We start from the raw sequence: 22,128 nt of genomic DNA, 5'->3' as shown, positions 1-22,128 counted from the left end.
GGCGTACCGTGCACCGCCGGCACAACGGGCTGAAGACCGCCGTACTCCTCGGCGGGCTGTCGGCACTCATCATCGTCATCGGTAGTTTCTTCGGGCGGGGCGGCCTGATCGTCGCCGTCCTCATCGCGCTCGGGACGAACGCGTACGCGTACTGGAACAGCGACAAGCTGGCTCTACGCGCGATGCGCGCCCGCCCGGTCAGCGAGTTCGAGGCGCCCGCGCTCTACCGCATGGTGCGCGAGCTCTCCACCTCCGCGCGCCAGCCCATGCCCCGGCTCTACATCTCGCCCACCGAAGCCCCCAACGCCTTCGCCACGGGCCGCAATCCGCGCAACGCCGCAGTGTGCTGCACCGAAGGCATCCTGCGCATCCTCGACGAGCGCGAGCTGCGCGGCGTCATCGGCCACGAACTGAGCCACGTCTACAACCGGGACATCCTCATCTCGTCGGTCGCCGGAGCCCTCGCCTCCGTGATCATGTTCCTGGTGAACTTCGCCTGGCTGATCCCGGTCGGCCGCTCCGATGACGACGAGGGGCCGGGCCTCCTCGGCATGCTGTTGATCATGATCCTGGGGCCGCTGGCCGCCTCCGTGATCCAGCTCGCCATCAGCCGCTCGCGCGAGTACGAGGCCGACGCGTCCGGCGCCCAGCTGACCGGGGACCCGCTGGCCCTGGCCGGCGCCCTGCGCAAGCTGGACGCGGGCACCAAGCAGCTCCCGCTGCCGCCCGAGCCCCGGCTGGAAACGGCGAGCCACATGATGATCGCCAACCCCTTCCGCCCGGGTGAGGGACTCTCCAAGATGTTCTCGACGCACCCCCCGATGGCCGAGCGCATCGCCCGGCTCGAACAGATGGCAGGCAGAACCCAGTGAAAACCATCTTGAACGCCATTTGGCTCGTACTCAGCGGTGTCTGGCTGTTCCTGGGCTACTGCCTCGCGGGTCTGATCCTCTGCGTCACCATCATCGGCATCCCCTTCGGGATCGCCGCCTTCCGCATCGCGGTGTACGCCCTCTGGCCCTTCGGCTACACCACGGTCGAGCGTCGCGACGCGGGTGCCGCGTCCTGCGTCGGGAATGTGCTCTGGCTCCTCCTGGCCGGCTGGTGGCTGGCCATCGGGCACATCGTCACGGGCCTCGCCCTGTGCGTCACGATCATCGGCATCCCGTTCGGCATCGCCAACTTCAAGATGGTCCCGCTCTCACTGCTGCCGCTGGGCCGCGAGATCGTCCCGACGGATGCCCCCTTCGCCTCCCGCTGATCGGCTTCGCAGGTGATCGGCGCAGGTCAGGGCGATTGTCAGTGGGGTGGTCCACCATGAACACATGGACGAGACCAAGCGGTTGCCACAGCAAGTTCCCGACCGAGGACCCAACTCCCCGCCGGTGCGAATTCGGAGTTGCGAAAGGACCTCATCTGCCCCACCGGGGACCGGTACGCGCTCCCGCGCCGACCGCATAGGCGGCCGCTCCCGACCGCGGCCGCCACCCACGCACGAAGACCTGACCCGTCCTCACATGCCTTGTCCGCGCCGCCCTCGCACGGCATAGACCACCGCGCCCAACAACAGTACCGCCGCCCCCGCGACCGCCGAAGCGACAGGCAGCGCGCACGCGAGCGCCACACAGCCGGCCAGCCCGACCGCTGCCCCGGCCCGGTCCTTGACACCTGAATCCAAAGTCCACGCCGAGGCGTTCGCGATCGCGTAGTAGGCCAGCACTCCGAAGGAGGAGAAACCGATCGCGCCCCGCAGATCGGTGGTGGCCGCGAGCAGCGCCACCACGGTGCCCACCGCGAACTCCGCGTGGTGCGGCACCTGCCGCCGGGGATGTACGGCGGCAAGCACACGGGGCAGGTGGCCGTCCCGGGCCATCGCCAAACCGGTGCGCGACACCCCGAGTACCAGGGCCAACAGCGAGCCCAAGGCGGCCAAGGCCGCACCCACCCGGACAACAGGGGCCAGTCCGGGCCACCCGGCCGCGCGCACCGCGTCCGCCAGCGGGGCCGTGGACCCCGCCAGCGCCCCGCCGCCGAGCACCGACAGGACCGCCACGGCCACGGCGGCGTACACCAGCAGAGAGATGCCCAGCGCGATCGGCACGGCGCGCGGGATCGTCCGCTCCGGATCGCGCACCTCCTCGCCCAAGGTGGCGATCCGGGCGTAGCCGGCGAAGGCGAAGAACAGCAGCCCCGCGCCCTGCAACAGCCCGGACACGCCCACCCCCCGCGAACCTCCCCACGGGCCGCCCACCGCCAGGCCGCCGCCGAGCCGCCCCGGCTCCGCCGCGCCGGAGGTCAGACAGACGACCACCACCCCGGCCAGCACCGCCAGCACCGCCGCCACGATCAGCCGGGCGATACCGGCCGACTTCTGCACACCGCCGTAGCTCGCGGCGGTCAGCGCCAGCACCGCGGCCACGGCCACCGCGTGCTGCTGCTGCGGCCACAGGTACGCCCCCACGGTCAGCGCCATCGCCGCGCACGAGGCCGTCTTGCCGACGACGAAGCCCCAACCGGCCAGATATCCCCAGAACGGGCCGAGCCGCTCACGCCCGTACACGTACGTGCCGCCGGAAGACGGGTACCGGGCGGCGAGCCGCGCGGAAGACCGCGCGTTGCAGTAGGCCACGACGGCCGCCAGGCCGAGGGCGGTGAGGAGCGCGCCACCAGCCGGGCCCACCGCGCCGCGGGCCGGGCCCACCGCGCGGGCGGCCGGGGCGAGTGCCGCGAAGATTCCGGCGCCGATCATCGCGCCCAACCCGACCACGACGGCGTCGAAGACACCGAGCGTGCGCTTCAACCCGGGGTCCACCGGCGGCTTGTGGACCAAGGGGTTGTGGCCCGGCGGGTTGGCCGCCGGTGAGTCATCCATGGGCAGGTCGTCCATGGCGGGAGGCTAACCGCCCTACATGACGCCCCGGGGGCGCGGGAGTGGCGAGCGCTGCTTCTCCCAGCCGTCAAGGGCGGTCAGACAGGCGTGATCCAGATGCCGCAAGCCGGTCAGGTCGAGCCGCACGGACTGGCCCGGCGGCAGACCATCGAGGGAGTCCAGCATCTTGGGCAGCCGCAGGAAGCTGGCGGTTCCCACCATCCGCACGCACAGCACGTCCCCCTCCGCCTCCCAGACCTCCTCGATCTGCACCTGGGAGGTCTCCCAGGCCGCCTTGGCGACGGCCAGCCCCAGACCGACCAGAACACCCTCGAAAAGGGTGGTGGCGACGATCGCGGCGGCCGTCGCCACCAGGACCACGGCCTCACCCCGGTGGGTGCGCCACAGAGCGGCGACCGCCCTGGCGGGGAGCAGCTTCCATCCCGCGTGCAGGAGCACCCCGGCCAGCGCGGCCAGCGGTACCGCCTCCAGTGCGCCGGGGAAGGCCACGGCGAACAGCAGGAGCCAGCCGCCGTGCATGACCCTGGCCGCCCGGGTCCGAGCCCCGGCCTCCACGTTCGCGGCGCTGCGTACGATCACCGCCGTCATCGGCAGCGCGCCGAGAAGCCCGCACACCAGGTTGCCCACACCCTGGGCCACCAGTTCCCGGTCGTAATCGGTGCGGGGCCCGTCATGCATCCGGTCCACCGCGGCCGCACTGAACAGGGTCTCCGCGGAGGCGATCAACGCGATCGCCACCACCGTCCCGAACGCGCCCACGGACGCCAGCGCCCCGACGTCTTCCCATCGGGGCGGCGACACCGCCTCCAAAACGCCCGTCACCCGCACCCGCTCGACCGGCATCCGCAGTAGCGCGGCCACCGCGGTGGCCGCCGCCACCCCGACCAGCGCCCCGGGCACGAGCCGCAGCCGGGCCGGCATCCGGCGCCACACCACCAGAACGGCAATGGTCCCGACCCCGAGCGCCACGGCCCCCCAGTCGGCCCGTCCGCCCAACGCGGCGACCCCGGCCAGCTTCTCCAGGGTCTTCGCCGGAGCCTGCACACCGCCCAGGGCGTAGAGCTGCCCGGCGATCAGCACGAGCCCGATCCCGGCCAGCATCCCGTGCACCACGGCGACCGAGATCGCTCGGAACCACCGCCCGATCCGGAGCATCCCCATGCCCAACTGCATCGCCCCCGCAGCGGCCACCAGCGCCCCGAGCACGGCCAGGCCGTACGCCTGCACCGCCTCGTAGACGAGCACGGTCAGCCCCGCGGCCGGCCCGCTGACCTGGAGCGAGCTCCCACGGAACCAGCCGGTCACCAGGCCGCCGACGATGCCGGTCACTATGCCCAGCTCGGCCGGCACGCCGGAGGCGACGGCCACCCCCACACAGAGCGGCAGCGCGACGAGCGCGACGACGACGGACGCCCCGAAGTCTTCGCGAAACGTGTCGGCCCCAGGCATACGAGAACCCCCTGTCACACGGTGACGGATGGCACTCAGCGTGACGGGCCTCCAGCCCGGTGCCTAGTGACCACCGGGAGCCCTGGCGGAGCACGCGCCGCTCACGCCCGGCGCACCCCACCCTTGCCTCACGCCCCGCGCAGAACCCGCGTGACGGGCCTCGTCACGCCCCCGGCGCCGGGCGCGTGCGGCCGACCGGGTCGGCGTACGGGGGCTAGCCGTTACGGGCGGGCCAGCCGTACCGGTCTGGGAAGCCGTACGGGGAGGTACGAGAAGGACCGGTACCGGAAGTCCGCGATCGCGTCCCGGGGTACGGCGAGGGCGCGACGCGGGCAGCCGTCGAGACGGTCCTCGGCGGTGTGCCCCCGTCGCGCCCTGCCACGCTCGTCAGACCCGCTCGCGCAGGGCGAAGACGCTGGTCAGCGGTAGTTCACGAACTGGATCGCGAAGTCCAGGTCCTTGCCCTTGAGGAGCGCCTGGATGGCCTGGAGGTCGTCGCGGCTCTTGGAGCTGACGCGCAGCTCCTCGCCCTGGACCTGCGCCTTGACGCCCTTGGGGCCCTCGTCCCTGATGATCTTCGCGACCTTCTTGGCGTTCTCCTGGGAGATGCCTTCCTCGATCGTCGCGAAGATCTTGTACTCCTTGCCGGAGAGCTGCGGCTCGCCGGCGTCCAGCGCCTTGAGCGAGATGCCGCGCTTGACCAGCTTGGTCTCGAAGACGTCGAGGATGGCCTTCACGCGCTCCTCGGAGTTCGCCTCCATGAGGATCTTCTCGCCGGACCAGGCGATCGACGCACCGGTGCCCTTGAAGTCGTAGCGCTGCGAGAGTTCCTTGGCGGCCTGGTTGAGGGCGTTGTCGACCTCCTGCCGCTCGACCTTCGAGACGATGTCGAAACTGGAGTCGGCCATGTGCTGTGGCTCCTTGAAGTCGGCTGGCTGTGCCCCGTGGGGCCGCGGCCGGACATCCGGACCGCTCCGCAAAGCCTAGCCACCACGCCCCCGTGCGGTGCTGATCAATCCGGTGGCGAAGCACCCCCGGGCATCGGGTATTGTTTACGTCGTTGCCACGGAGCGCCGCCGCAAGGCGGAAAAACGGCAACATCCCATGGCGGTGTGCCCGAGTGGCCAAAGGGAGCAGACTGTAAATCTGCCGGCTCAGCCTACCCAGGTTCGAACCCTGGCGCCGCCACGCGAGTGAGGCCCCCGTTCTTCTGCGGAAACGCAGTGGAACGGGGGTCTTTTCGTTGTCCCCGCCCGGCGGCAAGTCCCGCCGCACGGCGGGCGGCGGGGCACGGACCCGCCCGGTACGCGACGTGACGTGCCGCGCGCCGTGCTCGCCTCCCTCGACGGGCGCTTCCTCGCGGGGAGGGGGCTAGCTCGCCGGGTCCGTCACCGTCAGGTGGTACGTCGTGTCGACGGTAAAGCCGTTGGTCGCGGCGGCGTCGATCTCCAGCACGAACTGGCCCGGAGGCAGTAGGGTGAGGCCGCACCACAGGCCCCAGGCCACCCGTGGGATTCCCCGTACCAAGAAGGTCTTCGAGCTGAACTCGCTCACCGTCAGCGGGGCGCTGTTCAGCGCCGCCGACGCCCTCGCCACGCCGGGCGCCCACGGCCCGGTCACCAAGGGCAGCGCCACACGCTGCGTGTTCAGTACCGGGAAGAACACCGGCCGGCCCGCCGGGACGGCGCACCGCCGAACCACCCGCCCGCCGTAGGAGCCGGCGAGGAACCACAGGTCCTCGGGCTGGCGCCACCCCGCGTCGCGCCCCGTCGTATCGAAGACGGGACTCCGCTCCCGCGGCGCCGACATGGCCCACTTCCACCACCGGGCGGCGAGCCGGCCGCCCTCCGCCGCGCCCAGGCGCCATTCGCCCTCGCCCATGCCCATGCCCACACCCGCCCCCCGGTACGTCGCACGACCGCCACCGGCGGCCGAACCGCAGTGACCCTATCGGGCGCCCCGGGCGCAACGATCATCACGTCCCGTCGTTCACGGGGCGTGAATTGGACATCGAATACACGTGGCAAGGTCGGCGGCGGAGTGCTCATCGCCCTGCTCGGCGCGGGCATCCCGGCACTGGTCGGAGCAGCCCTCCACCCCCGTGTCGGGGCGCCGTACCAGGAGACCCGGCTCTACTTCGGCACCGCGCGGCCGGTCGGTCAGGCCCCGGTCGCGCAAGAGGAGTTCAACCGCTTCATCGACCGCGAGGTGACCCCGGCGTTCCCCGAAGGGCTCACCGTCCAGGGCGCCCACGGCCAGTGGCGCGGCAAGGACGGGACGATCGTCCACGAGACGTCGTACGAGGTGGTGCTGCTCTACCCGAAGAAGGAGGCCGACGACCGAAGCGTGCGCATCGAGCACATCCGCCGGGCCTACGAGCGGCAGTACGAACAGGACTCCGTCGGCCGCTCCGACGACGAGGTCACGGCCGAGTTCTAGCGCGGCGGCCTACGAGGCCGCTCCGCCGGCCTGCCCCACCACCCCGGTGCGCCCCGCCGGTCCGCCCAACGCGCCGCCGCCCCCGGGGTCAGTTGCCCGCCACGTCCTTGACGGCCACGGCGACCGGGGTGGACCCGGAGACGACTTCCAGCGTCAGACCGGCCGTCGCCGGGGTCTCCACCAGCTCCGCCAGCACCGCCGCCACGTCCTCGCGCGGGATCGATCCCCGCCCCGTGCGCGCCTCCAAGCGGACCAGCCCCGTACCGTCCGCATCCGTCAGCGTGCCGGGGCGCAGCACCGTCCATTCCAGGCCGAGGCGCGTGCGGAGGTGGTCGTCGGCCTCCCCCTTGGCGCGGAGGTAGTAGTCGAAGACCTCCTCGCCCTCGTGGTTGGCGTCCGCGCCCATCGAGGAGACCATCAGGAAGCGCCGTACGCGCGCCCGTTCGGCCGCGTCGGCGAAGAGCACCGCCGCCGCACGGTCCACCGTGTCCTTGCGTTCGATGCCGCTGCCGGGACCGGCACCGGCCGCGAACACGGCGGTGTCCGCGCCCTGGAGGATTCCCGCCACGTGTTCCACCGTGGCCGACTCCAGATCGCACAGCACCGGTTCGGCACCCGCCTCCCGCAGGTCGTCGCCCTGCTCCGGGTCGCGGATGATGCCCGCGACCTCGTACCCGCGCGCGGAGAGCAGCCGCTCCAGCCGCAGCGCGATCCGACCGTGTCCACCCGCGATGACGATGCGCATGTCCCGACCGTACGACGAGCCGGGGCCGCCCGCCCGCGAACGTCCGGCGAACGGTCGGTGCCCGTCCGCCGCCGCTCAGGGCCCGGGCTCGGTACGCCCCTGCCGGGGCAGGTCCAGGGCGACCGCCACCGCCGAGTCGCAGTACTCCCGTACGGCACTCGTACGGGCTACCACGCGCCCCCGGTGGATCACGATGCGGCTGTACGCCAGGGACAGCACCCCGGCGATGCGGTCGCCGCGTACGGCGAGCAGCTCCGCCGGGAAACCCGCCTCCACCCGCACCTCCGGCAGGCCCATCACCTCCCGGGCGGTGGCGCTGACCGCCTCGTACGCCTCCGCCGGGCGCAGACCGCCCTGGGAGGCCAGCAGGTACGCGGCTTCGAGCGGGTCGCCGCGACCGACCGGGTTCCCCGCGTCCCGCAGCGCCCCGCTCCCCGCCGCGACACGGACGCCGGCGCTGCGCAGGAGGCGTACGGGCGCGGTGCGCAGGCCCCGGCGTTCCAGGGCGGCGCAGTCGCCCTGCGGGAGGCAGGTGACCCCCACCCCGGCCGCGGCCAGTTCGTCGGCGGCGCGGCTCGCCACGTCCAGCGGGAGCCGCGACAGGCCGCCGCAGGGGCCGATGGTCACGCCGGGACGCAGGTCCCGCGCCATCGCCGCGAGCCGGGTGAGGCGGGCGGGATCGTCACCGTCCGTGTGCAGGTCGACGGGGCAGCCCTGCTCGCCGGCCAGTTCCAGGACGGTGTGGAGGTAGCCGGCGGGGTCGGGGTCCAGGTCCGGGCAACCGCCGATCACCGAGGCACCCATCTTGACGGCGTCGCGCAGCATGGCGCGGCCGTCCGCCCCGGCGGCGCCGGTGAGCAGCCGGGGTACGGCGACCGTGGTCAGGTCGGCGAGGCCGCGCAGGGAGCGGCGGGCTTGGAGCACGGCCTCCAGCGGGCCGAGCCCGTGGACGTCGTCGATGCGTACGTGGGAGCGCATGGCGGTGGCGCCGTGGCCGAGCTGGAGCAGGGCCGACTCGGTGGCCCGGCGCTGGACCTCGTCGGTGGTGTACGGGACGGGGCCGTCGACGTCCGCCGTCATGGCGGTGTCCCCGTGGGCGTGCGGTTCGGCGGGGGCGGGGAGCAGGAGGTAGCCGCTCAGGTCGACCCGGGAGAGCGCGGGGGAGGGCAGACTCCCCACGGCGCCCACCGCCTGGACGCGGCCCCCGCGCAACCGGACGTCGACGGAGCGACCGTCGGGGAGGCGCGCGCCCGTGAGGAGCAGCGTGGTCACCTCTCCGCCTCCCCCGCCAGGCCCCCCGGCGGGGCCCCGTGCGGGCCCGTACCCGCCGCCGTCACCCCGGCCACCGCGCGGGGGAGGGGAGGGCTGCTGCGGCTGGCTGTCGGACATCGCGCTCCTGCGGTGGCTCGGGCGGTTCCTGGGCCGCGGCTCCCGGCCCGCGGCCCAAGATCACGCAGCGTGTTCAGAGCCTAGGGTGCGGGGGTGGCCGGTTCACGGAGGAGCGCAATAGTCGTACCGGTGTGGTGCCACGGGACGGTCGGTGGGACGGCCCGGGTGAGACGGCTCGGCGGAGTGGGTGCGCGAGGCGGGCGGTCGGGTGCGCGACGAAGTGCTTCCCCGCTTCGTGAGGTGCGCCACAATTTCCGCGAATCCATGGGGAAAACGGGTCGGACGCGGCTCGTGGGTCGATCGGGAATCAGGGCCCGAGGGCCGCCGAGCCCTGTCGCCGCAAAGGATTTGGGCGATCGGCGGGCAACCGTGTAATGTCTTCATCGCTCGCCCCAATAGCTCAGTCGGTAGAGCGTCTCCATGGTAAGGAGAAGGTCTGCGGTTCGATTCCGCATTGGGGCTCTGGTGAGAGAGGTTCCCCACCCTCGGGTGGGGAGTCGATCACATCAAAGCGGCGTAGCTCAGTCGGTAGAGCAAGCGGCTCATAATCGCTGTGTCACCGGTTCAAGTCCGGTCGCCGCTACACACAGTAGCCGATTGCGGGGTCGGTCTCCCGGTCGGCTACTCTTGTATGCGTTCATCCGTCCCAATTGTCCGTCAAGGAGCACTCACGTGGCTGCCACCGACGTCCGCCCGAAGATCACGCTGGCCTGCGTGGAGTGCAAGGAGCGGAACTACATCACCAAGAAGAACCGGCGTAATGACCCGGACCGTCTTGAGATGAAGAAGCACTGCCCGCGTTGCAACTCGCACACCGCGCACCGCGAGACCCGCTGACCCTAGCGAGTCTCGAACACAGGCACCGTCATGAGGTCGTCCCCTTCATTGGGGGCGGCCTCGTGTCGTTTCCCCTCAACAGGAGGTAGTGAGCCATGGCCCTCGACCAGACCTTCGTGGGGCGGAGCTACCCGCCCACCCATCCGTACGAGGTCGGCCGGGAGAAGATCCGCGAATTCGCGGTTGCGGTGTGTGACGAAAACCCCGTCTATACCGACCCGGAAGTCGCCAAGGCGTTCGGCCACCCGGATGTGATCGCGCCGCCGACCTTCGTGTTCGCCATCACTTTCGCGGCCGCCGGTCAGGTCGTCGAGGACCCGCAGTTGGGGCTCGACTACAGCCGCGTCGTGCACGGCGACCAGAAGTTCGCGTACGTCCGCCCGGTGCGGGCGGGGGACCGGCTGACGGTGACCTCGACGATCGAGGCCGTGAAGTCGATGGCCGGCAACGACATCATCGACATCCGCGGTGAGGTGCACGACGAATCCGGCGAGCACGTGGTGACGGCGTGGACCAAGCTCGTGTCCCGCGCCCCTGAGGAGGCCTGACATGACCGCGCAGATCCAGTACGCCGATGTCGAGGTCGGCACCGAACTGCCGGCGGCGTCCTTCCCCGTGACGCGGGCCACGCTCGTCCGGTACGCCGGCGCTTCGGGTGACTTCAACCCGATCCACTGGAACGAGAAGTTCGCCAAGGAGGTCGGGCTGCCGGACGTGATCGCACACGGCATGTTCACGATGGCCGAGGCGATCCGGGTGGTCACCGACTGGGTGGGCGACCCGGGTGCGGTCGTCGAGTACGGGGTGCGGTTCACCAAGCCGGTGGTCGTCCCGAACGACGACCAGGGCGCGCTGATCGAGGTCACCGCGAAGGTCGCCGCCAAGCTGGACGACAACCGGGTCCGGGTGGACCTGACGGCCATGAGCGCGGGCCAGAAGGTGCTCGGCATGTCCCGCGCGGTGGTCCGACTGGCGTAGGTGGGACGGGCGGGGGCCTCGGGAGAGGTGGTCCGCCCGCCCGCAGCGCGCGCTCCGGTTGACTAAGTTAGTGATTGAGCACTAACTTTCTCTCATGGCAAGGATGAGCGCAGAGGAGCGACGCGAGAGCGTCATCCGCGCGGCGATGCAGGAGTTCGCCCGCGGGGGCTACTACGGCACCTCCACCGAGGTGATCGCCAAGCGTGTCGGTGTTTCCCAGCCCTACCTCTTCCGGCTCTTCCCCAACAAGCAGGCGATCTTCGTCGCCGCCGTCGCCCGCTGCACCGAGGACATCCGGGCCGTCTTCGAGGAGGCCGCCGAAGGGCGTACCGCGGAGGAGGCTCTCCACTCCATGGGGGACGCCTACCTGCGGCTGATCGCCGAGCACCCCGACAAGCTCCAGATGCAACTCCAGGCGAGCCTCACCATCGCCGCCGCCGAGGCCGCCGGCGAGGCGGAGTTCGGGGAGATGGTCCGCGCCGGCTGGATGAGGCTGTGGGACACCGTCCACCTCGCGCTCGGGGCCGACGTCGAGCAGACCACCGACTTCATGGCGCACGGGATGCTCATCAACACCCTCACCGCCCTCGGCTTCCCACCCGGCCACCGCGTCTGGGAGGGCTGCCACCTCACAGGCGGGAAGTCGGGCGCGTGAACGGTGGGGCGTCGTGCCCCGCCCCTTCGTCTGCCCAATGAAGTTAGTCAGCAATAACTAACAACGTTTCCCAGGGGGAATCCGTGAACGAGCAGATAGCCGCACCACCCGCCCTCAGTCGCTCCGCCGTCTGGGCCCTCGTCATCACGGGCGCCGCCAGCTTCATGGCCGCCCTCGACAACCTCGTCGTCACCACCGCCCTCCCCGCCATCCGCGCGGACCTCGGCGGCAAGCTCGAAGACCTGGAGTGGACGGTGAACGCGTACACGCTCACCTTCGCCGTCCTCCTCATGTTCGGCTCCGCCCTCGGTGACCGCTTCGGCCGGCGGCGTCTCTTCCTCGGCGGGCTCTCGGTCTTCACCCTCGCCTCCGCCGCGGCCGCCCTCTCGCCCGGCATCGACCAGCTCATCGCCGCCCGCGCCGTCCAGGGCGTCGGCGCCGCCGTGATGATGCCGCTCACCCTCACCCTCCTCACCGCCGCCGTACCGGCCGCGCGCCGGGGCATGGCCCTCGGTGTCTACGGAGCCGTCACCGGCCTCGCCGTCGCGAGCGGCCCCCTCATCGGCGGCAGCCTCACCGAGCACGTCTCCTGGCAGTGGATCTTCTGGATCAACGTCCCGATCGGCGTGGCGCTGGTCCCGCTCGCCCGCCTGCGCCTCGCCGAGTCCACCGCCCCCGACGCCCGGCTGGACGTCCCCGGCACCCTCCTCATCAGCGGTGGTCTCTTCGGGATCGTCTACGCCCTGGTCAACGCCAACGCCAAGGGGTGGACCAGTACGCCCGTCCTGACCGGCCTGATCCTCGGCGTCGCGCTCGTCGGCGGCTTCATCCGCCACGGCTCCGGCAACCCGCACGCCATGCTCCCGATGCGCCTCTTCCGCAACCGCGGCTTCCTCGGGATCAACCTCGCGGGCCTCCTGATGTTCCTCGGCATGTTCGGGTCGATCTTCCTGCTCAGCCAGTTCCTCCAGGGCGTCGCCGGCTACTCGCCCACCGAGGCGGGACTGCGCATGCTGCCCTGGACCGGAATGCCGATGATCGTCGCGCCGATCGCCGGAATCCTCTCCGACCGGATCGGCAGCCGCCCCGTCGTCACCGCCGGGCTCGCCTTCCAGGCCGTCGGCCTCGGCTGGTTCGCGGTGATCCTCAGCGCGGACGTCTCCTACGCCGCCCAACTGCCCGCACTCATCCTCAGCGGCATCGGCATGGCGCTGTACTTCGCCCCCGCCTCCAACGCGCTGATGTCCACCGTCACCCCCGCGGACCAAGGCAAGGCCTCCGGCACCAACAACGCGCTGCGCGAGGTCGGCGGCGCCCTCGGAGTCGCGGTCCTGGCTTCCGTGTTCTCCGCCCAGGGCGGCTACGAGACCCCGCAGGCCTTCACCGACGGCACCGTTCCCGCACTGTGGATCGGCGCCGGGGCCGTGGCCCTCGCCGCCGTGCTGGCCCTGCTGCTGCCCCGCAAGGCGAAGACCGTGCCGGCAGCCGCCCCGTCGGCGGCCGAGGCCGACGCAGTCCAGGAGGCAGCCCAGGACACCGCGGCCGGCGCCGTCTCCGGCGCGCGCAAGGTGCCCGCCGCGGGCTGAGCCCCAAACGCCGGCGAACCGACGGCGACAGGCCGTCGCACCGCCCCCCGAGCCACGGTCCGTGCCCCGCGAGGATGCGAGGGGCACGGACCGTACTCTTGTCCCCGTGCAGGAACTCCACGACGCCCCCCTCGCCCCGCTGACCACCTTCCGGCTCGGCGGCCCCGCCGCCCGGCTGGTCACCGCGACCACCGACGCCGAGGTCATCGACGCCGTCCGCGCCGCGGACGCCGCCGGCACCCCGCTGCTCGTCATCGGCGGCGGCAGCAACCTCGTCATCGGCGACCAGGGATTCGACGGCACCGCCCTGCGCATCGCCACCACCGGCTTCCACCTCGACGGGACCCGGCTGGAGCTCGCCGCCGGCGAGAACTGGAGCGACGCGGTCGCCCGCACCGTCGACGCCGGCCTCGCCGGGGTCGAGTGCCTCGCCGGAATCCCGGGCTCGGCCGGTGCCACGCCGATCCAGAACGTCGGGGCGTACGGCCAAGAGGTCTGCGACACCATCACCGAGGTCGTCGCGTACGACCGCACCACCGGGGAGACGGTCACCCTCAGCGCCGCCGAATGCGACTTCCGCTACCGCGACAGCACCTTCAAGGACCAGCCCGGTCGCTACGTCGTCCTGCGCGTCCGCTTCGCCCTGGAAGACGCCGGCGGGCTCTCCGCCCCCATCAAGTACCCCGAGACCGCCCGCGCCCTCGGCGTGGAGGCCGGCGACCGCGTACCGGCCGCCGCCGCCCGCGAGACCGTCCTGCGCCTGCGCGCCGGCAAGGGCATGGTCCTCGACCCAGCCGACCACGACACCTGGTCCGCCGGTTCCTTCTTCCACAACCCGATCCTGACCGACGAGGCCTACGCCGCCTTCCTCGCCCGCGTCCAGGACCGCCTCGGCGCCCACACCAACCCGCCCGCCTACCCCGCCGGCGAGGGACGTACGAAGACCAGCGCCGCCTGGCTGATCGACAAGGCCGGCTTCACCAAGGGCTACGGCACCGGCCCCGCACGCATCTCCACCAAGCACACCCTCGCCCTCACCAACCGGGGCGAGGCCACCACCGAGGACCTCCTCGCGCTGGCCCGCGAGGTCGTCGCGGGCGTCCACGAGGCCTTCGGCGTCACCCTGGTCAACGAACCGGTGACGGTCGGCGTCAGCATCTGAGGAGTACCGGCCCCCATGCGATGTCCCCTGCACGGGGCCGGTACGGACCCCACCCGGCTGGTGGGCCGCGCGATCAAGGCGGTCGTCGCGTCCTGGCACGTCTACGAGGGCGAACGCTCCGAGGCGCCGCTCGACGTCTGGCTCCTCGACAGCGAAGGCGAGTCCACCCGCATCACCACGGGCTCCGACCAGTGCCTCATCATCGAGTCCGAGACCCCGCACCAGCCGTACGACATGGGGGAGTGGGGCCGGATCGAGGTCGGTGAGGACCTCGGCGACCACCCCTTCCTGCGCCATCTCGGCGAGACGGTCGCCACCGTCGCCGAGTACGCCACACCCGAGACCGGCCGGACGCACCTGGAGATCGGTTTCGCCGACGGCGACCGGGTGCGCGCCGACTGCTACGAAGGGGACCTGCGGCTCACCCGGTGAGCCAGTGGTCGATCCCGTCCAACAGTTTCGCCTGTACCTCCTTGGGCGCCGCCGAACCGCGCACCGACTGCCGCGCCAGCTCGGCCAGTTCCTCGTCCGTGAAGGCGTGGTGGCGGCGCGCGATCTCGTACTGGGCCGCCAGCCGGGACCCGAACAGCAGCGGGTCGTCCGCGCCCAGCGCCATCGGCACCCCCGCCTCGAAGAGCGTGCGCAGCGGCACGTCCTCGGGGCGTTCGTACACCCCGAGGGCCACGTTTGAGGCGGGGCAGACCTCGCAGGTGATCTGCCGGTCCGCGAGCCGCTTGAGCAGCCGGGGGTCCTCCGCGGCCCGGACGCCGTGCCCGACGCGGGCGGCGTGCAGGTCGTCGAGGCAGTCCCGCACGGAGGACGGGCCCGTCAGCTCACCGCCGTGCGGGGCCGCGAGCAGGCCGCCCTCGCGGGCGATGGCGAAGGCCCGGTCGAAGTCGCGGGCCATGCCGCGGCGCTCGTCGTTGGACAACCCGAACCCGACGACGCCCCGGTCGGCGTAGCGGACGGCGAGCCGGGCCAGGGTGCGGGCGTCGAGGGGGTGCTTCATGCGGTTGGCGGCGATGACGACGCGCATCCCGAGGCCGGTCTCGCGGGAGGCGGCCTCCACGGCGTCGAGGATGATCTCGACGGCCGGGATCATGCCGCCCAGCAGGGGGGCGTAGGAGGTCGGGTCCACCTGGATCTCCAGCCAGCCCGAGCCGTCCCGGACGTCCTCCTCGGCGGCCTCCCGGACCAGGCGGCGGATGTCGTCGGGCTCGCGGAGGCAGGAGCGGGCGGCGTCGTAGAGCCGCTGGAAGCGGAACCAGCCGCGCTCGTCGGTGGCCCGTAGTTTGGGCGGCTCGCCGGCGGTGAGGGCGTCGGGCAGGCGCACGCCGTACTTGTCGGCGAGCTCCAGCAGGGTGGACGGCCGCATGGACCCCGTGAAGTGCAGGTGCAGGTGGGCTTTCGGCAGAAGCGTGAGATCGCGTACGTGCTCCATCCGGTGATCCTGCCGTACCGCTGCGCTCGGCGGGAGGGGGTTTTACTGATCGGGGGCTTGCTCGAACGCGCGGGCGGCCTTTTCCGGGCTCCGCCCGGGCCCGCGCCTCGATCGCCGGCGGGGCTGGGTACGGGCCCGCGCTTCGATCTCGCCGCCTGGATTGGCGCCGCTCCGAGGCGGCCCTCGGCGGTGGGGGTCGGGCGGGGTGGATGTGGCTGAGCGGTGACGCCCGGGAGGGGCGTCACCGCTCAGGGGTGAATCCGTACGACCGCCGGAGGCTTACGCCTTGGCCTCCGCCAGGAGGTTCTGGACCCGGGTCACGCCCTCCACCAGGTCCTCGTCACCCAGCGCGTACGACAGGCGCAGGTAACCCGGGGTGCCGAAGGCCTCGCCCGGAACGACCGCGACCTCGGCCTCGTCCAGGATCAGGGCCGCCAGCTCGACCGAGGTCTGCGGGCGCTTGCCGCGGATCTCCTTGCCGAGGAGCTCCTTCACCGAGGGGTAGGCGTAGAACGCGCCCTCCGGGGTCGGGCAGAAGACGCCGTCGATCTCGTTCAGCATCTTGACCATGGTCTGACGGCGCCGGTCGAAGGCCTTGCGCATCTCCGCGACCGCGTCCAGGTTGCCCGAGACGGCCGCCAGCGCCGCGACCTGCGCCACGTTGGAGACGTTGGAGGTGGCGTGCGACTGCAGGTTGGTCGCGGCCTTGATGACGTCCTTGGGGGCGATGACCCAGCCCACGCGCCAGCCGGTCATCGCGTACGTCTTGGCGACGCCGTTCACGACGATGCACTTGTCGCGCAGGGCCGGGACCAGCACCGGGAGGGAGGTGAACTTCGCGTCGCCGTAGACCAGGTGCTCGTAGATCTCGTCCGTCAGGACCCACAGGCCGTGCTCCGCCGCCCACTCGCCGATCGCACGGGCGTCGTCCTCGCTGTACACGGCGCCGGTCGGGTTCGAGGGGGAGACGAACAGGACGACCTTGGTGCGCTCGGTGCGCGCTGCCTCAAGCTGCTCGACGGAGACCCGGTAACCGGTGGTCTCGTCGGCGACGACCTCCACCGGGACACCGCCCGCGAGGCGGATCGACTCCGGGTACGTCGTCCAGTACGGGGCCGGGACGATGACCTCGTCGCCCGGGTCGAGGATCGCGGCGAACGCCTCGTAGATGGCCTGCTTGCCGCCGTTGGTCACCAGGACCTCGGAGGCGTCGACCTCGTAGCCGGAGTCGCGCAGCGTCTTGGCGGCGATCGCGGCCTTGAGCTCGGGCAGACCGCCGGCCGGCGTGTAGCGGTGGTACTTCGGGTTGCGGCAGGCCTCGACCGCCGCCTCGACGATGTAGTCCGGGGTCGGGAAGTCGGGCTCGCCCGCGCCGAAGCCGATCACCGGACGCCCGGCGGCCTTGAGGGCCTTGGCCTTGGCGTCGACGGCGAGGGTGGCGGACTCGGAGATTGCGCCGATACGGGCGGACACCCGGCGCTCGGAGGAAGGCGTTGCAGAGGTCATACGGCAATCGTCCCAGACCGCAAACGACGGCCGCACACCGTTTCACTGAGCGGACGCGGGAGATCCGGATGCGCCCCCGGCGGCTTCTGTTCGACGTCAGGGCCCGGACCACGTACACTCACCTGTCGTTGGTCCTCGCCGGCCGTCCCAGAGCGTGAGCACTCCGTGCACTCGCCCGGATGCGGTAGGTTGGGGAACGCAAAGGGTCGTAGCTCAATTGGTAGAGCACTGGTCTCCAAAACCAGCGGTTGGGGGTTCGAGTCCCTCCGGCCCTGCTCCACACTCCTTCTCGGACGTGTGCGCAGGTACGTACTTCGATGCAACGCCGTGCGGCGCAACCGGGCGCGGCTACGGCCACGACCCGGATTCAGGTGAGAGACGTGACGGACGCCCTGGGCTCCATCGACATGCCTGACGCCGAGGACGACACCCGCGAGAAGAAGGCCCGCAAGGGCGGCAAGCGCGGCAAGAAGGGCCCTCTGGGCCGGCTCGCGCTGTTCTACCGCCAGATCGTCGCGGAGCTCCGCAAGGTCGTATGGCCGACTCGCAACCAGCTCACGACGTACACCACTGTGGTGATTGTCTTCGTCGTCATCATGATCGGTCTGGTGACCGTGATTGACTATGGGTTCCAGCAAGCCATCAAGTTCGTCTTCGGCTGATCCCCGCGGAGGGCGGCGCCTTGATGGGTGCCGCCCGTTTTCGCATGTTCGACCACCTTTTGTATCCAGGAAGAAGCAGCCACCGTGTCTGACCCGAACCTGAACGCGAGCCACGACTCCGTCGAGGACGAGCTCGACATCGTCGAGGCGGCGGACGCGGACCTCGATGAGGCCGAGGCCGCCGACGCCGAAGCGGGTGCCGCTGCCGAGGAAGCCGCGCTGCACGTCGAGTCCGACGACGCCGCCGCCGACGAAGCGGAAGCCGACGCCGATGTCGAGGCTGCCGACGCCGCCGAGGTCGAGGTCGAGGACGTCGAGTCCGACGACGCTGCTGCCGACGAGTCCGCTGCCGACGATGACGACGCCGCCGAGGCCGACGCCGTCGAGGACGCCGCCGAGGCCGAGGCCGAAGAGCCCGCCGAACCGGTCGACCCCATCGAGGCGCTGCGTGACGAGCTCCGCCGGCTGCCCGGCGAGTGGTACGTGATCCACACCTACGCCGGCTACGAGAAGCGCGTGAAGGCCAACCTGGAGCAGCGCGCCGTCTCGCTGAACGTCGAGGAGTTCATCTACCAGGCCGAGGTGCCCGAGGAAGAGATCGTCCAGATCAAGAACGGCGAGCGCAAGAACGTCCGGCAGAACAAGCTGCCCGGTTACGTTCTCGTCCGCATGGATCTGACGAACGAGTCCTGGGGCGTCGTCCGCAACACCCCGGGCGTCACCGGCTTCGTCGGCAACGCCTACGACCCGTACCCGCTGACTCTGGACGAGATCGTCAAGATGCTCGCCCCGGAGGCGCAGGAGAAGGCCGCCAAGGCCGCCGCGGAAGAGGCCGGCCTGCCCGCGCCCGCCGTCAAGCGCCAGATCGAGGTCCTCGACTTCGAGGTCGGCGACTCGGTCACCGTCACCGACGGCCCGTTCGCGACGCTCCAGGCGACGATCAACGAGATCAACCCGGACTCGAAGAAGGTCAAGGGCCTCGTCGAGATCTTCGGTCGCGAGACCCCGGTCGAGCTGAGCTTCGACCAGATCCAGAAGAACTGATCTTCTGTTTCCACGCTTCCGAACAGGTCAGAACGCCCCGTAAAGGGCGGTCTGACCTGCTCGGTTTTCAGCCCCGCACCGATACCCGTTATCGTGGTGCGGTATGCCTCCATCCGGATGACCGGATTGGCGGCGAAAAACTCTCACTAGGACCCGGAGAGAGCAATGCCTCCCAAGAAGAAGAAGGTCACGGGGCTTATCAAGCTCCAGATCAAGGCCGGCGCGGCCAACCCGGCTCCGCCGGTCGGCCCCGCGCTCGGTCAGCACGGCGTCAACATCATGGAGTTCTGCAAGGCCTACAACGCCGCGACCGAGTCGCAGCGTGGCATGGTCGTGCCGGTGGAGATCACGGTCTACGAGGACCGCTCCTTCACCTTCATCACCAAGACGCCGCCGGCCGCGCGCCTCATCCTGAAGAGCGCGGGCATCGAGAAGGGCTCGGGCGAGCCGCACAAGACCAAGGTCGCGAAGCTCACGCGTGACCAGGTCCGCGAGATCGCCACGATCAAGCTTCCCGACCTGAACGCCAACGACCTCGACGCCGCCGAGAAGATCATCGCCGGCACCGCCCGTTCCATGGGCATCACGGTCGAAGGCTGATTCAGCCACCCCAGTTCCACCAGTGGTAGGGCCAAGCGCTGGCCCGCACCACGACTCCATGCCTGAAGCCGAAATACAGGAGCAGAAGTGAAGCGCAGCAAGACTCTCCGCGCTGCGGACGCCAAGGTCGACCGGGAGAAGCTGTACGCCCCGCTCGAGGCCGTCCGTCTCGCCAAGGAGACCTCCACGACCAAGTTCGACGCCACCGTCGAGGTCGCCTTCCGCCTGGGTGTCGACCCGCGCAAGGCCGACCAGATGGTCCGCGGCACCGTGAACCTCCCGCACGGCACCGGTAAGACCGCCCGGGTCCTGGTCTTCGCGACCGGTGACCGTGCTGCGGCCGCGGAAGCCGCCGGCGCCGACATCGTCGGCGACGACGAGCTGATCAACGAGATCGCCAAGGGCAACCGCCTGAACGAGTTCGACGCCGTTGTCGCCACGCCGGACCTCATGGGCAAGGTCGGCCGCCTCGGCCGCGTGCTCGGTCCCCGTGGCCTGATGCCGAACCCGAAGACCGGCACCGTCACCATGGACGTCGCCAAGGCTGTCACCGAGATCAAGGGTGGCAAGATCGAGTTCCGCGTCGACAAGCACTCGAACCTGCACTTCATCATCGGCAAGGTCTCCTTCACCGATGAGCAGCTGGTCGAGAACTACGGCGCCGCGCTGGACGAGATCCTTCGTCTGAAGCCGTCCGCCGCCAAGGGCCGCTACGTCAAGAAGGCCGCCCTCAGCACCACGATGGGCCCCGGCATCCAGCTGGACTCCAACCGCACCCGGAACCTCCTCGTCGAGGAAGACCCGGCTGCCGTCTGAGTCCGACCGGACCGAGCCTGACTCGCGTCACGGCTCCCCGAGTGGCTGAACGGGCCCCTCGCTCCCTTCCTGGGGAGCGAGGGGCCCGTTCGCGTATACCTGTTCGACCGCTGTCATGACCGCCGAGTAATGTGCCTGGTGATCAGAGGCAGACAGGGGTGGGGATTTCCATGGACGTGAACGCGTACCGCAAGAAGACCGTCGTGGCCGTGGCCGCGGCCGTACTGCTCGCCGGCGGGGCCACCGCCTGCGACGGGGGGAAGAAGGACGGCGCCGCCGCTCCCTCGAAGAGCGCGTCCGGCGCGCCCGCCGCGTCAGGCGCGCAGAAGCCGGCGCAGGTGGAGCCGGCCGCCTACCTGGAGCAGGTGAAGAAGGGCTCCGAGGAGATCACCTCGTTCCGCTACACCATGTCCGGCAGCGCGGCCGGCCAGCCGGTCTCGGGCGACGTCGCCATGCGCGTCAAGCCCGAGGTGGGCATGTCGATGAAGATGGCCTCCCCGGAGGCCGAGGGCGGGACCGTCGACCTGCGCCTCATTGGCGGCGTGATGTACATCGGCAGCGACGGCAAGTTCCTCAAGCTCGACCTCAAGAGCGCGAGCCCGGACGCGGCGGCCCAGCTGGACGCCCTCGGCAAGGCCGGCCAGAGCGGCGAGAACCCGGGCGACCGGGCGAACCAGCTCCAGGGGGCCAAGGACCTCAAGATGGTCGGCGAGGAGACCATCGACGGGCAGAAGACCACGCACCTGTCCGGAACGGTCAGCCTGGACCAGATGAAGGCCGCGGCGGCCGCGGGCTCGCCCGAGGCCAAGGAGCGTCAGGACAAGTCCGTCAAGCAGCTCGAGGCGCAGGGCGTGCAGAGCCTCGTGGTGGACATGTGGGTCGACGACACCAACCACACCAAGCAGGTGCGCACCCAGGGCCAGACCGCCAAGGGCCCGATGGACGTCACGATCAAGTTCACCGAATACAACAAGCCGGTCGACATCACGGCGCCCCCGGCCGACCAGGTCGTGGACCTCGCCGAGATGATGAAGGACAGCGGCGGCGCCCAGGGTTGAGCCCGGCGCGGTGGGGTGACCCGAGGGCGATTTGCCTCGGGTCGCGTGCTTCACGTACAGTCCTCCAGAAGCCAAAGACCGCTGGTCGTTGCCGTGCCCGCAAGGGTGCGGCGGCCGAAGGATCCGCTGGATGCGGACGACCCGCGTAGGTGACCGAGGAAAGTTCCCGAGTTTCACGATTCGGTTGAGCTACGCCCTGGCGCCTGCGCCGGGGCGTTTTGTATGTAGCCCCTTCTGAGCGGTCCTCATCACCCGGAAGGAGGCCGACGCTCTATGGCAAGGCCCGACAAGGCTGCCGCGGTAGCCGAGCTCACGGACCAGTTCCAGAGCTCGAACGCCGCCGTGCTGACCGAGTACCGGGGTCTCACCGTCGCGCAGCTCAAGACGCTGCGTCGTTCGCTCGGTGAGAACGCCCAGTACGCCGTGGTGAAGAACACGCTGACCAAGATTGCGGCCAACCAGGCCGGGATCACCGCGCTGGACGAGCACTTCGCTGGTCCGACCGCGGTCGCCTTCATCACCGGTGACCCGGTGGAGTCGGCGAAGAGCCTGCGTGACTTCGCCAAGGACAACCCGAACCTCATCATCAAGGCGGGTGTCCTTGATGGTAAGGCGCTCACCGCCGATGAGATCAAGAAGCTCGCGGACCTCGAGTCCCGCGAGGTTCTGCTCAGCAAGCTGGCCGGCGCGTTCAAGGGCAAGCAGTCTCAGGCTGCCTCGCTCTTCCAGGCGCTGCCGTCGAAGTTCGTCCGCACCGCGGAAGCGCTTCGCGTCAAGCTCGCCGAGCAGGGCGGTGCCGAGTAATTCGGCTCGCGCACTGATCCACGCCGCCTAGCGCGTGGGTCGTAGCGGGCCGTTTACGCCCGCCTCT

General features: G+C 70.7%; 24 protein-coding genes and 4 tRNA genes. 20 read left to right on the top strand and 8 right to left on the bottom strand.

What is annotated here, in order from left to right; genetic code table 11:
• Positions 1-8 precede the first annotated feature (8 nt).
• Positions 9-872, top strand: coding sequence for a zinc metalloprotease HtpX (htpX, locus tag ACV7NM_RS13845; RefSeq protein WP_463410561.1), 864 nt, complete (start codon positions 9-11; stop codon positions 870-872).
• Complete coding sequence (locus ACV7NM_RS13840) at positions 869-1,261, top strand: YccF domain-containing protein (RefSeq protein WP_463410560.1); 393 nt, start codon at positions 869-871, stop codon at positions 1,259-1,261. The genes htpX and ACV7NM_RS13840 overlap by 4 nt, the downstream gene beginning before the upstream one ends.
• 252 nt (positions 1,262-1,513) lie before the next feature.
• Here ACV7NM_RS13840 and ACV7NM_RS13835 read toward each other — a convergent pair whose 3' ends face one another.
• The 3 genes from ACV7NM_RS13835 to ACV7NM_RS13825 all read right to left on the bottom strand — a co-directional run bounded on the left by ACV7NM_RS13835 (position 1,514) and on the right by ACV7NM_RS13825 (position 5,247).
• Positions 1,514-2,887 carry an APC family permease gene (locus ACV7NM_RS13835; protein ID WP_463410559.1) on the bottom strand — a complete coding sequence of 458 codons (1,374 nt, stop codon included), beginning with the start codon at positions 2,885-2,887 and terminating at the stop codon, positions 1,514-1,516.
• Between the two features lie 18 nt (positions 2,888-2,905).
• Complete coding sequence (locus ACV7NM_RS13830) at positions 2,906-4,339, bottom strand: SulP family inorganic anion transporter (protein WP_463410558.1); 1,434 nt, start codon at positions 4,337-4,339, stop codon at positions 2,906-2,908.
• A 419-nt stretch (positions 4,340-4,758) separates the two neighbouring features.
• Complete coding sequence (locus tag ACV7NM_RS13825) at positions 4,759-5,247, bottom strand: YajQ family cyclic di-GMP-binding protein (RefSeq protein WP_136213204.1); 489 nt, start codon at positions 5,245-5,247, stop codon at positions 4,759-4,761.
• Positions 5,248-5,445: 198 nt separating this feature from the next.
• Between ACV7NM_RS13825 and ACV7NM_RS13820 the strand changes: the two genes are divergently transcribed.
• Positions 5,446-5,527 (top strand) — tRNA-Tyr (locus ACV7NM_RS13820).
• Positions 5,528-5,710: 183 nt separating this feature from the next.
• Here the strand turns inward: ACV7NM_RS13820 and ACV7NM_RS13815 are convergent.
• Positions 5,711-6,226 carry a hypothetical protein gene (locus ACV7NM_RS13815; RefSeq protein ID WP_463410557.1) on the bottom strand — a complete coding sequence of 172 codons (516 nt, stop codon included), beginning with the start codon at positions 6,224-6,226 and terminating at the stop codon, positions 5,711-5,713.
• Between the two features lie 153 nt (positions 6,227-6,379).
• On the opposite strand from ACV7NM_RS13815, the gene ACV7NM_RS13810 reads away from it, so the two are divergent.
• Positions 6,380-6,778 (top strand): DUF3574 domain-containing protein, encoded by a 399-nt coding sequence (locus ACV7NM_RS13810; protein ID WP_463410556.1) that lies wholly within the window; start codon positions 6,380-6,382, stop codon positions 6,776-6,778.
• Positions 6,779-6,866: 88 nt separating this feature from the next.
• On the opposite strand, the gene ACV7NM_RS13805 is transcribed toward ACV7NM_RS13810, so the two are convergent.
• Together ACV7NM_RS13805 and ACV7NM_RS13800 are read right to left on the bottom strand one after the other, a co-directional pair.
• Complete coding sequence (locus tag ACV7NM_RS13805; RefSeq protein ID WP_463410555.1) at positions 6,867-7,523, bottom strand: SDR family oxidoreductase; 657 nt, start codon at positions 7,521-7,523, stop codon at positions 6,867-6,869.
• A gap of 75 nt (positions 7,524-7,598) precedes the next feature.
• Entirely contained in the window at positions 7,599-8,912 is a 1,314-nt protein-coding gene (locus tag ACV7NM_RS13800; protein ID WP_463410554.1) for an amidohydrolase family protein, read from the bottom strand.
• Between the two features lie 389 nt (positions 8,913-9,301).
• On the opposite strand from ACV7NM_RS13800, the gene ACV7NM_RS13795 reads away from it, so the two are divergent.
• The 9 genes from ACV7NM_RS13795 (at position 9,302) to ACV7NM_RS13755 (ending at position 14,562) form a co-directional block, all read left to right on the top strand.
• Positions 9,302-9,374 (top strand) — tRNA-Thr (locus ACV7NM_RS13795).
• 48 nt (positions 9,375-9,422) lie between these two features.
• Positions 9,423-9,495 (top strand) — tRNA-Met (locus tag ACV7NM_RS13790).
• Between the two features lie 89 nt (positions 9,496-9,584).
• A complete protein-coding gene (rpmG, locus tag ACV7NM_RS13785; RefSeq protein ID WP_006604855.1) occupies positions 9,585-9,749 on the top strand; it encodes a 50S ribosomal protein L33 in 165 nt (54 codons plus the stop codon).
• A gap of 95 nt (positions 9,750-9,844) precedes the next feature.
• Positions 9,845-10,297, top strand: a complete 453-nt coding sequence (locus ACV7NM_RS13780) for an FAS1-like dehydratase domain-containing protein (RefSeq protein WP_463410553.1) — start codon at positions 9,845-9,847, stop codon at positions 10,295-10,297.
• Between the two features lies 1 nt (position 10,298).
• The gene (locus ACV7NM_RS13775) at positions 10,299-10,727 is read left to right on the top strand and encodes a MaoC family dehydratase (protein WP_463410552.1); all 429 of its coding nucleotides are present in this window, start codon (positions 10,299-10,301) and stop codon (positions 10,725-10,727) included.
• Between the two features lie 94 nt (positions 10,728-10,821).
• On the top strand, positions 10,822-11,382 hold the full coding sequence (locus tag ACV7NM_RS13770; protein WP_463410551.1) for a TetR/AcrR family transcriptional regulator: 561 nt from the start codon (positions 10,822-10,824) through the stop codon (positions 11,380-11,382).
• Positions 11,383-11,477: 95 nt separating this feature from the next.
• Positions 11,478-12,968 carry a DHA2 family efflux MFS transporter permease subunit gene (locus ACV7NM_RS13765; protein ID WP_463413936.1) on the top strand — a complete coding sequence of 497 codons (1,491 nt, stop codon included), beginning with the start codon at positions 11,478-11,480 and terminating at the stop codon, positions 12,966-12,968.
• 61 nt (positions 12,969-13,029) lie between these two features.
• Entirely contained in the window at positions 13,030-14,130 is a 1,101-nt protein-coding gene (locus tag ACV7NM_RS13760; RefSeq protein ID WP_463410550.1) for a UDP-N-acetylmuramate dehydrogenase, read from the top strand.
• A gap of 15 nt (positions 14,131-14,145) precedes the next feature.
• Positions 14,146-14,562: a hypothetical protein gene (locus ACV7NM_RS13755; protein WP_463410549.1), complete on the top strand. Its 417-nt coding sequence runs from the start codon at positions 14,146-14,148 to the stop codon at positions 14,560-14,562.
• On the opposite strand, the gene ACV7NM_RS13750 is transcribed toward ACV7NM_RS13755, so the two are convergent.
• The gene (locus ACV7NM_RS13750; RefSeq protein WP_463410548.1) at positions 14,552-15,571 is read right to left on the bottom strand and encodes an adenosine deaminase; all 1,020 of its coding nucleotides are present in this window, start codon (positions 15,569-15,571) and stop codon (positions 14,552-14,554) included. The genes ACV7NM_RS13755 and ACV7NM_RS13750 overlap by 11 nt on opposite strands.
• A 279-nt stretch (positions 15,572-15,850) precedes the next feature.
• Positions 15,851-17,077: a pyridoxal phosphate-dependent aminotransferase gene (locus ACV7NM_RS13745; RefSeq protein ID WP_463410547.1), complete on the bottom strand. Its 1,227-nt coding sequence runs from the start codon at positions 17,075-17,077 to the stop codon at positions 15,851-15,853.
• A gap of 202 nt (positions 17,078-17,279) precedes the next feature.
• Between ACV7NM_RS13745 and ACV7NM_RS13740 the strand changes: the two genes are divergently transcribed.
• The 7 genes from ACV7NM_RS13740 (at position 17,280) to rplJ (ending at position 22,061) form a co-directional block, all read left to right on the top strand.
• A tRNA-Trp gene (locus ACV7NM_RS13740) sits at positions 17,280-17,352 on the top strand.
• 105 nt (positions 17,353-17,457) lie between these two features.
• The gene (secE, locus tag ACV7NM_RS13735; RefSeq protein WP_037792022.1) at positions 17,458-17,739 is read left to right on the top strand and encodes a preprotein translocase subunit SecE; all 282 of its coding nucleotides are present in this window, start codon (positions 17,458-17,460) and stop codon (positions 17,737-17,739) included.
• Between the two features lie 84 nt (positions 17,740-17,823).
• Positions 17,824-18,783, top strand: a complete 960-nt coding sequence (gene nusG, locus ACV7NM_RS13730; protein ID WP_463410546.1) for a transcription termination/antitermination protein NusG — start codon at positions 17,824-17,826, stop codon at positions 18,781-18,783.
• A gap of 165 nt (positions 18,784-18,948) precedes the next feature.
• Complete coding sequence (rplK, locus tag ACV7NM_RS13725) at positions 18,949-19,383, top strand: 50S ribosomal protein L11 (protein ID WP_136213216.1); 435 nt, start codon at positions 18,949-18,951, stop codon at positions 19,381-19,383.
• A gap of 87 nt (positions 19,384-19,470) precedes the next feature.
• Positions 19,471-20,199, top strand: a complete 729-nt coding sequence (rplA, locus tag ACV7NM_RS13720; protein WP_030154662.1) for a 50S ribosomal protein L1 — start codon at positions 19,471-19,473, stop codon at positions 20,197-20,199.
• Between the two features lie 170 nt (positions 20,200-20,369).
• Positions 20,370-21,257 carry an SCO4651 family lipoprotein gene (locus ACV7NM_RS13715; protein ID WP_463410545.1) on the top strand — a complete coding sequence of 296 codons (888 nt, stop codon included), beginning with the start codon at positions 20,370-20,372 and terminating at the stop codon, positions 21,255-21,257.
• A 273-nt stretch (positions 21,258-21,530) separates the two neighbouring features.
• Positions 21,531-22,061 carry a 50S ribosomal protein L10 gene (rplJ, locus tag ACV7NM_RS13710; RefSeq protein WP_030710304.1) on the top strand — a complete coding sequence of 177 codons (531 nt, stop codon included), beginning with the start codon at positions 21,531-21,533 and terminating at the stop codon, positions 22,059-22,061.
• The last annotated feature ends 67 nt before the right edge of the window (positions 22,062-22,128 follow it).

The organism is Streptomyces sp. Tek67B01, from assembly GCF_055231995.1.
This window is presented reverse-complemented; position numbering and strand designations above follow the sequence as displayed.

What these genes read in the sequence shown, in the direction of transcription:
- ACV7NM_RS13800 (WP_463410554.1), bottom strand. Translation starts at nt 8,912, where the DNA reads ATGTCCGACAGCCAGCCGCAGCAGCCCTCCCCTCCCCCGCGCGGTGGC.
- ACV7NM_RS13825 (WP_136213204.1), bottom strand. Translation starts at nt 5,247, where the DNA reads ATGGCCGACTCCAGTTTCGACATCGTCTCGAAGGTCGAGCGGCAGGAG.
- ACV7NM_RS13805 (WP_463410555.1), bottom strand. Translation starts at nt 7,523, where the DNA reads ATGCGCATCGTCATCGCGGGTGGACACGGTCGGATCGCGCTGCGGCTG.
- ACV7NM_RS13715 (WP_463410545.1), top strand. Translation starts at nt 20,370, where the DNA reads ATGGACGTGAACGCGTACCGCAAGAAGACCGTCGTGGCCGTGGCCGCG.
- ACV7NM_RS13745 (WP_463410547.1), bottom strand. Translation starts at nt 17,077, where the DNA reads ATGACCTCTGCAACGCCTTCCTCCGAGCGCCGGGTGTCCGCCCGTATC.
- ACV7NM_RS13815 (WP_463410557.1), bottom strand. Translation starts at nt 6,226, where the DNA reads ATGGGCATGGGCGAGGGCGAATGGCGCCTGGGCGCGGCGGAGGGCGGC.
- ACV7NM_RS13775 (WP_463410552.1), top strand. Translation starts at nt 10,299, where the DNA reads ATGACCGCGCAGATCCAGTACGCCGATGTCGAGGTCGGCACCGAACTG.
- rplK (WP_136213216.1), top strand. Translation starts at nt 18,949, where the DNA reads ATGCCTCCCAAGAAGAAGAAGGTCACGGGGCTTATCAAGCTCCAGATC.
- ACV7NM_RS13750 (WP_463410548.1), bottom strand. Translation starts at nt 15,571, where the DNA reads ATGGAGCACGTACGCGATCTCACGCTTCTGCCGAAAGCCCACCTGCAC.
- rplJ (WP_030710304.1), top strand. Translation starts at nt 21,531, where the DNA reads ATGGCAAGGCCCGACAAGGCTGCCGCGGTAGCCGAGCTCACGGACCAG.
- ACV7NM_RS13835 (WP_463410559.1), bottom strand. Translation starts at nt 2,887, where the DNA reads ATGGACGACCTGCCCATGGATGACTCACCGGCGGCCAACCCGCCGGGC.
- ACV7NM_RS13770 (WP_463410551.1), top strand. Translation starts at nt 10,822, where the DNA reads ATGGCAAGGATGAGCGCAGAGGAGCGACGCGAGAGCGTCATCCGCGCG.
- ACV7NM_RS13780 (WP_463410553.1), top strand. Translation starts at nt 9,845, where the DNA reads ATGGCCCTCGACCAGACCTTCGTGGGGCGGAGCTACCCGCCCACCCAT.
- ACV7NM_RS13830 (WP_463410558.1), bottom strand. Translation starts at nt 4,339, where the DNA reads ATGCCTGGGGCCGACACGTTTCGCGAAGACTTCGGGGCGTCCGTCGTC.
- ACV7NM_RS13755 (WP_463410549.1), top strand. Translation starts at nt 14,146, where the DNA reads ATGCGATGTCCCCTGCACGGGGCCGGTACGGACCCCACCCGGCTGGTG.